12 protein-coding genes are annotated in these 12950 nt (G+C 38.2%); 7 read left to right on the forward strand and 5 right to left on the reverse strand.

What is annotated here, in order from left to right:
* Positions 1-263: 263 nt before the first annotated feature.
* From KSX81_RS05870 to KSX81_RS05895, 6 genes are all read left to right on the forward strand, one after another.
* The gene (locus KSX81_RS05870; protein ID WP_004297668.1) at positions 264-1724 is read left to right on the forward strand and encodes a catalase; all 1461 of its coding nucleotides are present in this window, start codon (positions 264-266) and stop codon (positions 1722-1724) included.
* A 162-nt stretch (positions 1725-1886) separates the two neighbouring features.
* Entirely contained in the window at positions 1887-2105 is a 219-nt protein-coding gene (locus KSX81_RS05875; protein ID WP_004297664.1) for a helix-turn-helix transcriptional regulator, read from the forward strand.
* Entirely contained in the window at positions 2102-2428 is a 327-nt protein-coding gene (locus tag KSX81_RS05880; RefSeq protein ID WP_004297663.1) for a HipA N-terminal domain-containing protein, read from the forward strand. Before KSX81_RS05875 ends, KSX81_RS05880 begins: the two co-directional genes overlap by 4 nt.
* A gap of 2 nt (positions 2429-2430) precedes the next feature.
* Positions 2431-3366 (forward strand): HipA domain-containing protein, encoded by a 936-nt coding sequence (locus KSX81_RS05885; protein WP_004306852.1) that lies wholly within the window; start codon positions 2431-2433, stop codon positions 3364-3366.
* Positions 3367-3539: 173 nt separating this feature from the next.
* Positions 3540-4667, forward strand: coding sequence for a PCMD domain-containing protein (locus tag KSX81_RS05890; RefSeq protein ID WP_217725601.1), 1128 nt, complete (start codon positions 3540-3542; stop codon positions 4665-4667).
* A 13-nt stretch (positions 4668-4680) separates the two neighbouring features.
* Positions 4681-5463 (forward strand): porin family protein, encoded by a 783-nt coding sequence (locus KSX81_RS05895; RefSeq protein WP_004297659.1) that lies wholly within the window; start codon positions 4681-4683, stop codon positions 5461-5463.
* 314 nt (positions 5464-5777) lie between these two features.
* Here the strand turns inward: KSX81_RS05895 and KSX81_RS05900 are convergent, their stop codons facing one another.
* Positions 5778-7340, reverse strand: coding sequence for a PCMD domain-containing protein (locus KSX81_RS05900; protein ID WP_004298014.1), 1563 nt, complete (start codon positions 7338-7340; stop codon positions 5778-5780).
* A 257-nt stretch (positions 7341-7597) separates the two neighbouring features.
* Here KSX81_RS05900 and KSX81_RS05905 point away from each other — a divergent pair, with 257 nt between their 5' ends.
* Positions 7598-8446 (forward strand): helix-turn-helix domain-containing protein, encoded by an 849-nt coding sequence (locus KSX81_RS05905; protein ID WP_004306845.1) that lies wholly within the window; start codon positions 7598-7600, stop codon positions 8444-8446.
* A 47-nt stretch (positions 8447-8493) separates the two neighbouring features.
* Here KSX81_RS05905 and KSX81_RS05910 read toward each other — a convergent pair whose 3' ends face one another.
* From KSX81_RS05910 to KSX81_RS05925, 4 genes are read right to left on the reverse strand one after another with little or no spacing between them, the layout of a single operon-like run.
* Positions 8494-10086 carry a PCMD domain-containing protein gene (locus tag KSX81_RS05910; protein WP_004298011.1) on the reverse strand — a complete coding sequence of 531 codons (1593 nt, stop codon included), beginning with the start codon at positions 10084-10086 and terminating at the stop codon, positions 8494-8496.
* Between the two features lie 2 nt (positions 10087-10088).
* Positions 10089-11342: a hypothetical protein gene (locus KSX81_RS05915; RefSeq protein ID WP_004298010.1), complete on the reverse strand. Its 1254-nt coding sequence runs from the start codon at positions 11340-11342 to the stop codon at positions 10089-10091.
* 4 nt (positions 11343-11346) lie between these two features.
* Complete coding sequence (locus tag KSX81_RS05920; protein WP_004298008.1) at positions 11347-12192, reverse strand: hypothetical protein; 846 nt, start codon at positions 12190-12192, stop codon at positions 11347-11349.
* Positions 12193-12204: 12 nt separating this feature from the next.
* Positions 12205-12948: a hypothetical protein gene (locus KSX81_RS05925; RefSeq protein ID WP_004306842.1), complete on the reverse strand. Its 744-nt coding sequence runs from the start codon at positions 12946-12948 to the stop codon at positions 12205-12207.
* Between the last annotated feature and the right edge of the window lie 2 nt (positions 12949-12950).

Genomic DNA, 12950 nt, shown 5'->3' on the forward strand with positions numbered 1-12950 from the left:
CGTCTTCCGTGAAGGAAGTGCGGGAGTTTTTTTATGCAATAAAAAGATGTACGACACCCGGGTGTCAGCACAATAATCTTTGTAGAAAAATAAATAGCAGACAATACACACACAATTCATAGTTATTCTCTATCTTTAGATAGAAATTATCTGTTTGACAAGCGAGCAAAAGAAGCCTATCTTTGTTATATATTATAAACCCCGGATGAAAGAATAAAAGGAAACAGTCTGCTTATACTTGTATCCGACTAAAAAATCTATTTATGGAAAAGAAAAAACTTACTGCAGCGAACGGTCGTCCTATCGCTGACAATCAAAACTCGCAAACCGCAGGTCAACGCGGACCTGTAATGTTACAAGATCCCTGGCTTATAGAGAAGCTTGCCCATTTTGATCGTGAAGTAATTCCTGAAAGACGTATGCACGCTAAAGGTTCGGGAGCTTACGGTACGTTTACTGTCACCCATGACATTACAAAGTACACCCGTGCTGCTATTTTCAGTAAAGTCGGAAAACAAACAGAATGTTTTGTCCGTTTCTCCACCGTAGCCGGAGAACGTGGAGCTGCTGATGCAGAACGTGACATCCGTGGTTTTGCTATGAAATTCTATACGGAAGAAGGTAACTGGGATTTGGTGGGTAACAACACTCCTGTATTCTTCTTACGTGATCCGCTTAAATTTCCGGATCTGAATCATGCCATCAAACGAGATCCGAAAACCAATATGCGTAGCCCGAACAGTAACTGGGACTTCTGGACGCTTTTACCGGAAGCATTACATCAAGTTACTATCACTATGAGTCCGCGTGGTATTCCTTATTCATATCGCCACATGCACGGATTCGGCAGTCATACTTATAGTTTTATCAATGCAGAAAATCAACGTATTTGGGTTAAATTCCATCTGCGTACCTTGCAGGGTATCAAGAATCTGACAGACCAGGAAGCAGAAGCAATAGTTGCTAAAGATCGCGAATCTCATCAACGTGATCTCTTCGAGAGCATCGAAAAGGGCGATTATCCGAAATGGTTATTCCAGATTCAGTTAATGACGGAGGAAGAAGCGGACAACTATCGTATCAACCCGTTTGACCTGACTAAAGTATGGCCGCACAAAGATTTCCCTCTACAAGATGTTGGTGTCCTTGAACTGAACCGCAACCCGGAAAATTATTTTGCTGAAGTGGAACAAGCTGCTTTCAACCCGATGAATATTGTAGACGGTATCGGTCTGTCTCCCGACAAAATGTTACAAGGTCGTTTATTCTCTTATGGCGACGCACAACGTTATCGTCTAGGGGTGAATGCTGAACAAATCCCGGTCAACAAGCCTCGTTGTCCTTTCCACGCCTATCATCGTGACGGTGCTATGCGCGTAGACGGTAACTACGGTGCTACCAAAGGGTATGAACCGAACAGTTACGGCGAATGGCAGGATTCTCCTGACATGAAAGAACCGCCTCTTAAAGTTACCGGTGAAGTTTACAACTACAATGAACGGGAATATGACGACGATTATTATAGCCAACCGGGCGACTTATTCCGATTGATGCCGGCTGAAGAACAACAATTATTGTTCGAAAATACAGCCCGTGCCATGGGAGACTCCGAATTGTTTATCAAACAACGTCATGTGCGCAACTGCTACAAAGCCGATCCTGCATATGGAACAGGAGTTGCCAAAGCGCTGGGTATTGACTTACAAGAGGCTTTGAAAGAATAATCTGCTATCACTTTCCTCTACAGGTACTCCTTCTTCCCAAAGAAAGAGTACCTGTTTTCTTATACCCCATAAGGTATAATTCATAAATCTACAACTAAATTTATACCCTAAAGGGTGTAAAATAGAAAATTTACATTATCTTTGTACCCAAAAGGGTATAATATGAACGATAAATCATTATCAGAATACGTCAAGCAAATGCGTAAAGAACATAACTTGACCCAAGTAGAGCTGTCCGAAAAATCAGGAGTCGGGTTACGTTTTGTACGCGAACTCGAACAGGGGAAACAGACTTTGCGTCTTGATAAAGTAAATCAAGTGCTTAGTCTCTTTGGAACGGAAGTGGGTGTTGTACCAATAAGTAAATTCAACAAGCTATGAGACAAGCACTCATATACAACCAAGACCAGTTGGCAGGATTGCTTACAGAAGATGAAAATGGCTATACCTTTCAATATGATACAGCCTACATTAAATCCAGCGATGCGGAATCTATCAGCCTCACACTGCCAATCTCGGAAAAGCCATATACAAGTCTAATATTATTCCCATTCTTTGACGGTCTTATTCCTGAAGGCTGGCTTTTAGATATTGCTGAAAAAAGTTGGAAGATAAATCGACGTGACCGTATGTCACTACTGCTTGCCTGTTGCAAAGATTGCATCGGTGCAGTTAGTGTGATTCCCATCTTAAATAAAGAATAATGATGAGCAGATGCCTATATTGTTATCAGGAACTTGGCGAGGGAGAAACTGATTTTCACCCTCAATGCGGAAAGAAAATATTTGGGAGCAAAACAGTTCCTCTCCTACCTTATACAAAAGCGGATATTAAGCAACTTGCCGAACAAGTCATACGCTCACAAACCACACTTACAGGAGTGCAAGCAAAATTGTCTCTCGATATATCATCGTCCCCCAACCAACCGCAACGCTTTACTATCGTTGGTTTATGGGGACGTTATATTCTCAAACCGCAAACGGAACAATTTAAATACATGCCTGAAGTTGAGGATTTAACGATGCATCTTGCCGAATTGGCTAAAGTGAACGTTGTCCCTCATTCATTGATTCGTTTTGCCGATGGCGAATTGGCCTATATCACTAAACGCATAGATAGAACCGCAAAGGGTGAAAAGTTGCCAATGGAGGATATGTGCCAGCTCTCGGAACGCCTCACAGAGTATAAATATAAAGGCTCTTATGAAAAGATAGCAAAGATAATTATGCAATATTCCTCTGTGCCAAAACTTGACGTAATAAATTTCTGGGAACAAGTCGTTTTCTCATGGCTGACCGGAAATGCGGATATGCATCTGAAAAACTTTTCACTTTATAGTCAGCGTAAAGGCTATTATTCACTGACCCCGGGATATGACATGATCTCTACGGCACTCCTCATGCCGGAGGACACTGAAGAATTGGCTTTGACACTTAATGGAAAAAGACGCAAAATCAAGCGTTCTGATTTTGAAGTTGCCATGAATAGTTGCAGTTTAGAGAAAAAGATCATAGACAACCTATTTTCTAAATTTACCAAAGTTGCCGAGAAATGGTTAGAGTTCATAGATATTTCTTTCTTGCCTAAAGAAATGAAGCAACAGTACAAGCTGATTATAACAAGGAAGTTAGATTTATTATAAAAACAGTGCTGGGATTTAAAAAAGAATAATTCATTTATAACATTAATTTTAAAAAGGCGCTAATTTTATTGAATTACTTAAGTGATGAAGTACTGCATTTCAAAAAAGAAACTTAACTTTGCAACCAAGTTTTATAAAAGAGACTGAATTAGTAAACTAAAAAGGAAAATCAAATGAAAATTAAGACTTTAATAGCCTATTTCATCTTTACATGTGCAATATCTTCCTGCATACAGGATGAAGCATTAAATTCAGAAGCAGCCATTGATGTTTGTTCAGGCGATGATGTGCAATTGGCAAATATCGATGCAGATTCTAAAGTAATCAATGTATATGTAAATAAAGGAGCCGACCTTTCCAAACAAAAATTAGAATTTACACTTCCACAAGGAGCTACAATTAAAGTAAATACTCCAATAACTGGAGATACTGAATCTACCTATGATTTCAGCGAAGAACCGCACTCCCGTAAATTCACTGTTACATCAGAAGACGGTCAATGGCAGCCTGTTTATACCGTTAATGTGATTTTAGCGGAATTACCTACCCTTTTCAAATTTGAAGAATTACTGACAACCTCCAGTGAATACGATACATTTTACGAATTTACACCTGCAACCTCACAAGAAATATCTAAAGTATTACAATGGTCAAGCGGTAATCCCGGTTTTAAATTAACGGGTATGGCTAATTCTAGAATAGATTACCCAACAGTACAAGTTGCAAATGGTTTTAAAGGTAAGGCTGTAAAGCTAGAAACTCGTAATACTGGAGATTTTGGTGCAATGGTAAAAATGTATATTGCTGCTGGAAATTTATTTATCGGGACATTTGAAGTAGAAAATGCACTGACAAATCCTAGAAAAGCAACGAACTTTGGTTTTCAATTTTATAAACATCCCATAGCACTTAAAGGATATTATAAATTTAAAGCTGGGGAAGTTTATTCTGTAGAAGGACAGCCACAAACCGGAAAAAGGGACAAATGTGATATTTATGCTGTTATGTATGAGGCAGAAAATAATTCTATCATGCTTAATGGTGATAACGTATTTAACTCTGATAAATTGGTATTATTAGCACGAATAGAACCTGAAGATATTGTTGAATCAGATGAATGGAATGAGTTTACTATACATTTCGAACCAGTAAAAGGACGAGAAATTGACGATACGAAACTACAAAACGGTAAATATAAATTAGGTATTGTACTATCATCCAGCGTAGATGGCGCCTATTTTAGAGGAGCTGTCGGTAGCACTCTATACGTTGATGAGCTAGAACTTATTTGTAAAGAATAAAAAAACTAATACAATGAAAAAATATCAATCAATCAATATTATAGTTGTGCTGCTATTTGTAAGCATATTCACAGCTCAAGCACAGGAAGAAAGAAATCAAGGTATCATCTGGTCTTATCTACATGGATGGGAATATGGAATAAAGGCCGGTTTCAGTATTGGTGGGACTTCACCATTACCTCTACCAAAAGAAATCCGTAAAATTGATAGTTATGCGCCAGGAATCGCAATTTCAATTGAAGGTAATGCGACTAAGTGGTTCGATCCCAAATGGGGGATGACTGTAGGAGTACGACTTGAAAATAAGAATATGACCACCGAAGCTACCGTAAAAAATTACGGTATGAAAATTATTAATACTAATGGTGGAGAATTACAAGGATTATGGACAGGAGGAGTAAAGACCAAAGTTAAAAATTCATATCTGACAATTCCGGTAGTTGCTAACTATAAGATAAGCAACCGTTGGAAATTGTCTGCAGGCCCATACATATCATACCTCATCGAAAGGGGATTCTCCGGACATGTATACGACGGTCATTTACGTACCCCAGACCAAACTGGCTCACGAGTAGTTTTCTCTGGGGAAAGCATAGCTACCTATGATTTCTCCGAAAATCTCCGAAAATTCCAATGGGGACTACAACTAGGCGGTGAATGGAGAGCATTTAAACATCTAAATGTATACGCCGACTTAACGTGGGGGTTGAATGATATTTTCAAAAAAGATTTTGATACAATCTCATTTGCCATGTATCCTATTTATTTGAATATAGGATTTGGATATGCATTTTAGTATATTGTTATATTAAACGATCCAAATATTGTGTCAATAAAAAACTACGAGAATTCTTCTCGTAGTTTTTTCATTTATGTATGGGCTAAATCAATAAATACAGGAGTAGTGTCTAAGAAAAATGGACGTCTCAATAGACCAACACTCATAACATATAATTTAATTACGGTACATTCTTCATCTACACCTTAAACTTCATACCCTAGAATAACTATCAACAACTACAAAAATCCCTCCACTCATTTATTCTTCAGATGATAATAAAGAACAAGAGTGAAGGGAAATAAAACTAAATTATATTTATTCTATATCTACTATTTTTCAGCTACAACTTTCACATTGTCCACTATCAAAGTACTCCCAGGTGCTCCACTAAATTTATCACCATTTTTACTAGAAGAAAATACAATAGCAAATCGATACTTTTTAGTAGGATCATAATCTTTCTCATAGTTCAAAGTAAGGGTAATATCTTTATAATCTTCTTGGACACCACTAGAGAATGTTGCCATTGCTATAACTTGATCTGTATTAGTATATAAATTTGCCCCAGTCAATCGTTTATCATAAGCTTTATTATTAGCATCATCAGGGTCCACCGTCTCCCAATATGGCACTTCATAAATAACAGCAGTTACACTACATTCATCAGTTGTATTAGGATCTTCAGTAACTGCTTCAGCTTTTACCGGATCAGGGCATGTATAATACACTGCCCCCGGAGTATATTTATAAGAGAATTGTACAGAAATAGGTTTAGAATAATATGGATTACCAAACTTAGTACTATTCAATGTATTCTGAATATCAGTTTCAAATGTCCCTAAAAATAAAGAACCAGAAGTCACTTTAGGAATAGCTGGTATTTTAATAAAACCCCAATCAGCCCCTGCTTGTCCTTTAGTATCCAATGTTATCAATTTCACTCCAACAGCACCATCTTTAGCATCCTCACTTTTAACAACGGGATAGTCACCATTATATACATCAGGATAAACAGTCTTTATAAACCACACACCTGTGTTAGAAGTAGCCCATCCCCCATCCGGTTCTTCAAAAGCTCCATCATTTAAAGACTTCCAGGTCTCAAAAGAATAGTAGTCAGAAGATCCAGCTATAAAAACTGAATATTTTTTAGTTGTACCATCTTCAGCAGTGACAGTATATTCCACCTTTTTGCCATTCGAGAAATCCTGCGCAACACCTGAAGCTGGAGTTATTTTAGCTTTCGATGATACCACAATAGTAGGAATCATTCCAGACAAATCGTCATCAACAGCAGCATCGCTAACCTTAAAAGTTACTATTCCTTCCTCTTCATTAATAATAGGTTGTTCTGTTACAATATCATCGTCCAAAATAAAACTTATTATTTTAGCCTCCGAACTTTCACTACCTGTCAATTTACGACCAACAAAAGTAGCCTTTACATTTTGATTTAAAGGAGCACCAACCTTTACACCTATTTCAATATTAATATTGCTACCTTTCACAGTACCAGAAATACTAACAGGGCAATTACCAAGTGGCTGTACCAAATCTAGATTCTGTTGACCTTCAAAAGCATAACCACCATCTATAGCTTTCACAGTACAAGGATCAACTTCAATATCACCAACATTTACCAAAAAAGTAAAATTCTTCAATGATAATGCAATTTGGTTAGTTTCCTTATTAGACTGTGAAATTGTGATTTTTTGATTTTCGGTAGTTCCCATTTGATTACCATCCACATTCACAGACAGATTACCAACATAGCCTCCAGCCAATTCTGTATCTATCGGATATTTCACTTCATCGTCATCATCACTACAAGACGTAAACAATGTCGCAGTACACAATACTGCAAACAGATAATAAAATAATTTCTTTTTCATTTCTAAATTCTCTTTTTAATTAATACTAGCAAACGCGCGATATACCATCGCACCAATGCCCAAATTTCACGTTGCAAAATAACAATCTAATTTAATATAACACAAGGTCTATTTTTCTTGTTTCTGTTCCATTTTGAAGAAAAACACCATATTTCTTTTATAAAACACCATTTTTTCACCAGCCAATATATTTTTGGGGAAATAAAAAAGACTTCTATTTCCCAAAATCGGTTACCTTTGCATAAAGAGAATGCATGATGAATAAAGAATTACCTAAAATAGACTTGCCAGAAGAATGGCTCATTGGTACAGGTATTAATAAGGATTTACTCAACTTGTACACGAATTTTCCATGCCGATTAAAATCGGAGATTTTCGTATTATGCATGGATGGAGAAATAGAAGCTTCAGTCAATCTGAACCACTTCACAGTACACGCTAATGATTTCGTAACAATTATGCCGGGAAGTATTATTCAGATACACAGTCTAAATGGAGAGCCTGTCCTTTACTTCGGCGGCTTCTCATCCAAATATATAGAACAGGCTAGTTTAAACCATGCAGCAATTGATACCTTATTTGTGACACTGGGAAGACCGATCATCTCATTGAAACCGGAGGGCGCCAAGCTATTGGAAGAATATCTTCATTTTTTAATAAAACTTTATTCCTTTTTCGACGAAACAACACGCAAAAGTATTACTCCACATCTATATAATAACATACACGCAGGAATAGCCGCCATGTATAAAAACCGGCTGCAAAATACAACAGAGAATCTATCAAAAAATGAGCTGATTTACAAGAATTTCACTCAACTAGTGATGCAAAATTATAATCAGACACGCAATGTAGCATGGTATGCTGAGAAACTAAAAATTACACACAACCACCTCTGTACTATAGTAAAACAGGTTACTGGGAACACATGCATAGAAATTATTTCTCACATGGTCATCATGGATGCCAAATCACAATTGAAATCGACAAGACTCTCTATTCAAGAAATTTCCGATTCACTCAATTTTGCCAACACATCGTTCTTCGGCAAATACTTTAAACGATATGTTGGCATGAGTCCATTGGCCTATAGGAATAATGGGTAAATGACCGGACACTAACAGATTATCTTCGTTATATGCTATAAAGCCAATCAGTTATCATAATCGTATTCCAGACTAAACTCATCCACATAAAGCACACTACCGGACGCTCCAGTAAAGAAATCACCATATTTGCTTGCAGAACATACCAGGACGATATAGGTTGGTTTTCTGTTCGTAGCCCTATATTCCAGTTTCAAGTCAAATTCCTTATACACGGCAACAGGAGTTCCCGATGTAAATTCAGCATAAGCAATCACATGCTTATCATTTTTATCAAACAATTTCCGGTTAGAAGGTTTGGTGCGTATTTCAATCGGACTATCCCAATCACCAATGGCAATATAGATCGAGCAGGTATCTGTCCTTCCTTTTAAATAATTATATTCAATGGAAGAGTTATCAATGACTCCGGGCTGGTACTTATAATATCCTTTCAGATGAGTAGGATAAGCAGAGAACGATTGCCCAAAGTTCAAGATACCATTTGTTCCGTCGGTTGCCACATATTTACCGACAAAGAGGTTACCGGCAGCTAATTTTCCGGCAGAACCTACTCCCACAAACTTAGACTCAAGCTTCGCAGCCATACCGGTTGTTTTACCCGACCATATATCTTCGGTAGGAACAGAGTTACTGTCACCTAAGGTTGTAGCTCCTTGATTTCCGGTATCCCAGAAAGGAGTTTCATTACTTCCCCACGGGTTCCAGACTTTACCACTCTGATTCCAATTATCAAATGTACCACCTGTTAAAGGAATCGCAGCAGTCGTTCTAAAAGTAATCTCTTCACCACGATCCTCTGTACCATCCACCAAAGCACGGCACACATATTCCGTGTCCGCTTTCAAATGCGGAACACAAACATAGAAATTTACTCCATTCTGTACAACGATATCCTGATCTACCCTTGTCCATTCTTCTGATGAAGCTTCACGTATTTCAAAGCCGTTCACTACATCCTCCTGTCCTTCTCCATAAAGCCATGCTACATTAGTCCAGCCATCCGCCGAATTAGTAAAGACAACCTTATCCGTGATGAATGCGTACAAACTCCACTCTTCGGTTTTTCCTTTAAATGTCACATTTACTTTCTGCTCTTGTGTAAAGTCCTTCAAAGTGATAAAGTCAGGCGAAACGGTAGAACTGATCGGCCCCAGCTTCAAATCTTTCACAGTTATTTTGTTGAGCATCGTATTTTTATTGACATAAACGATAGCTTGTCGAGCTTTTTCGTCAATCACAGCTCCTCCGACCTGATTCTTGACGCTAAATACGCGTTCGACGGTCTGGTTGGCTATAATCTTCCATCGATAATCTTGATACAAAGACAATACCACTTCTTTAGGAGAAGACAAATCAATCGTTGTATTCACCTTCAAATCCGTATTAGCCTCTTCCGAATAATCGAAACGAGTGACAATCACTTTCTTCAAATCCACAGAATCGAGCAAGTCTACTGTTACTGTACGTTCTTCATTATTAATGACTGCACTACCAATCTGTCCATTCACCTCAAAGCCGGTAATAGACAATCTGACAACAGGATACGGCAAATCGTTCTTGACGCATGATGAAAAAGCAAATGCAATGCAAATGCATATAATTAAGGATAAAAGTCTATTTCTGCCTTTACTTTTCATGATTACATACTTATAGTTAATCCTAAATTAATATCAAACAAATTTATTTTAAAGTTGGCTCCACCGTTCGTACGGGAACCTTTCTCACCAAGATTATTCACCTGACTTTCCTTACGGTATTTCAAGCCTATCACTCCCACACTACATTCCACACTCACATTTTGCATAATAAAGACAGCCACTCCGGGATTAATCCCCAACTGTGCCTCAAATATATTCGTTTTGGTATTCTTCAAACTCTCGCCCGAACCTCTTGTAAACTCCGAATGTCCGAATCCCAAACGCAGATTGGTTTCATTGAACAATCCGAAACGTTTTCCCGGATCCAACCCGATATAGGAGCTATGGAAAAAGGTGCAATTATACAACTCTTCTTTCAACTTCAATTCCTTGAGAGTGAAATTCACGTCATCATCAATCTTAAAACTAACATTGCCTAAATGACCGTCCGTATGCTTATAACCGAGCTTTACACCCACTACCTGATTATCTTTGAAAAAATAACCGATAAAAGGAGCCACATTAATGGTACGTGCTTCAAAATCAAAATTATCGAGGTAAGTAAACAATAATTTAGAGTCCTCACTGTTATAATCCCAAAATGAAAAATCCGTACCAAACATCCATTTTCCTTTAGGCATAAAGCGATAATTCACAATGCCACGATCAAACCGCCCTACCCTTTTGATTCTCAATAAATCAATGCCTCGCTTGGTCTCTAACGTATCACTTTTCCAATCGAACTCTCTTTTAACCGTTTCAACCGCGTGAACCGGAAGTGCAGCTGTTATTTTACTATCCTGTTGACGCTCCGACAATACAAGGTCACAAATAGTTCCTTCTAACTTCAAAGGAGTATTGACAACATCAGAAGCCAATTTTATATCCGTTGAAGAAACCGGCGGAACAGCTACTGCTTCTCTCTTAGACGCAACCTTCTGCCTTTTATCTGCCTGCTTTTTATCTACAAACTTCCCCACTGATCTTTCTTCAGATTTCTCCACTGTTCTTTCTTCAGGCTTCTTCACAACCTTTTCCACAGAATTCTCTGCTGGAGACACGTTTTCCTCCACTTCTCCAATTATCTGGCAGGCAGAGTCCACAGCAGCTTCAGGTACCTGATGAGTATCCTCTACTGATGACAATACCTCCTGTTTGTCTTCCTGTCCCTCACTTTTTATTCCATAAAAGAATACCAAGCCGGCACATACAACCAGAAGCAGGAACAGTAATATGTATTTTTTTCTATGTCTCATAAAATCATAAGCAAATCGTCAATCCTAAACTAATATTGAAAGGATTCACCCTAAAGTTAGATCCACCCGTCATCCGTTTTCCCGTCTCTCCCAGATTATTTTTCTGTTTTTCCTGCCTGTAACGAATGCCGGCTATTCCGAGCGAACATTCAATACTTACATTTTGCATGATAAAAACAGCCAATCCCGGATTTATTCCCAATTGCACCTCAAATATATCTGTTTGAGTATTAACCAGATTTTCTTCTACACCACGGTCGAATTTAGACTTTCCAAAATTGAACGTCAAAGCAGTCTCATTGAACAATCCAAATCGTTTACCGGCATCCAAACCTACATAAGAGCGATGAAAGAACGACACGTTATACAAATTTTGTTCCAACTTTAAATCTTTCAAAGAGAAATCGACATCATCATCAATTTTCAGCGTGATATTATTCAAGGCTCCCCGCATATTCCGGTATCCGAACTTCAATCCCAACACCATATTATCACGCACGGCATAGCCGCCATACACAGAAAAATTAAGGTTACGCCCGTCACAATCAAAATTATCAAAGTAGGCAAACAGCAGTTTATTATCCGCACTATTGTAGTCCCAGTATGACATTGTGAAACCAGAGATCCACTTCCCTTTAGGAATGAAACGATAATTCATGATTCCACGATCATAGCGTCCGATACGTTTGATTCGCAGGAAGTCCAAACTCCCTTTTACCGGTAGCGTATCCTTCTGAAAAACGGGGACAGAATCTTCTACCTCCAACGATTGACAAACCGTTTCCGTCTTTCCCCACAAAGAGAAAACGAATACAGACACCAGTACTGTTACCAATAACCGTTTATACATTCGTCTTGTTTTTTAAAGGTAAAAAGCTATTCCCAGTCCTATACTGAAAAGATTAATTTTAAAATTGGCACTCATCGACGAACGGTTGCTTTCGTAAATCCGGTCCGTCACTTGATGGGTTCGACTGACATTCAGTCCCAACACACCAATGCTTACTTCCACTGCCGTATAATTATTGATAAAGGCAACCAAACCTGGACTCAAACCAACACTTGCATCCAAAGAAGTCTGATATACTCCTGTCAGGTCATCCCCTTTACCGTTCACCACTTTTGAAACAGAACCTCCCAACTCTAACTGCACTTCATTGAATAATGCAAAACGCTTGCTAGTACCTAAATTGATATAATTTCTCAAGACAGCAATTCCCGAATAAGAGTTCTTCAATTCATACAGGTTACTAATATCAAAGTTGGTATCTTCATCAATATTTACACTGATATTATTTAGCTTGGTATACGTCCGGCTATACATAAAACGTCCACCTGCAGCTACATTATCCTTAAAAGCATAACACAATACCGGACTCACTTTAAAAGCATACCCTTCTCCACTCAAATTCTCTATCACCAGAAACTGATAGTTATCATTTGAGTATTGAGAATAAGAAACTGAACTACCCACAATCCATTGTCCCTTAGGAATGAAAGTTCTCATTTCTATATTCCGTTTGAACTCCTGTTGCGCGCATGTTTGCGTCGTTCCAACAATTATTCCCAAGATTATCAGGAATGAAGTTTTGATAAAGTAATTCATAC

The organism is Bacteroides sp. MSK.18.37 (assembly GCF_019129155.2).
In the GTDB taxonomy this organism is placed as follows: Bacteria; Bacteroidota; Bacteroidia; order Bacteroidales; family Bacteroidaceae; genus Bacteroides; species Bacteroides ovatus.

Bases quoted from the DNA above. Each gene is read 5' to 3' on its own strand.
- KSX81_RS05870 (WP_004297668.1), top strand. From the start codon at position 264: ATGGAAAAGAAAAAACTTACTGCAGCGAACGGTCGTCCTATCGCTGAC.
- KSX81_RS05885 (WP_004306852.1), top strand. From the start codon at position 2,431: ATGAGCAGATGCCTATATTGTTATCAGGAACTTGGCGAGGGAGAAACT.
- KSX81_RS05920 (WP_004298008.1), bottom strand. From the start codon at position 12,192: ATGTATAAACGGTTATTGGTAACAGTACTGGTGTCTGTATTCGTTTTC.
- KSX81_RS05900 (WP_004298014.1), bottom strand. From the start codon at position 7,340: ATGAAAAAGAAATTATTTTATTATCTGTTTGCAGTATTGTGTACTGCG.
- KSX81_RS05925 (WP_004306842.1), bottom strand. From the start codon at position 12,948: ATGAATTACTTTATCAAAACTTCATTCCTGATAATCTTGGGAATAATT.
- KSX81_RS05915 (WP_004298010.1), bottom strand. From the start codon at position 11,342: ATGAGACATAGAAAAAAATACATATTACTGTTCCTGCTTCTGGTTGTA.
- KSX81_RS05910 (WP_004298011.1), bottom strand. From the start codon at position 10,086: ATGAAAAGTAAAGGCAGAAATAGACTTTTATCCTTAATTATATGCATT.
- KSX81_RS05880 (WP_004297663.1), top strand. From the start codon at position 2,102: ATGAGACAAGCACTCATATACAACCAAGACCAGTTGGCAGGATTGCTT.
- KSX81_RS05890 (WP_217725601.1), top strand. From the start codon at position 3,540: ATGAAAATTAAGACTTTAATAGCCTATTTCATCTTTACATGTGCAATA.
- KSX81_RS05905 (WP_004306845.1), top strand. From the start codon at position 7,598: ATGAATAAAGAATTACCTAAAATAGACTTGCCAGAAGAATGGCTCATT.
- KSX81_RS05875 (WP_004297664.1), top strand. From the start codon at position 1,887: ATGAACGATAAATCATTATCAGAATACGTCAAGCAAATGCGTAAAGAA.
- KSX81_RS05895 (WP_004297659.1), top strand. From the start codon at position 4,681: ATGAAAAAATATCAATCAATCAATATTATAGTTGTGCTGCTATTTGTA.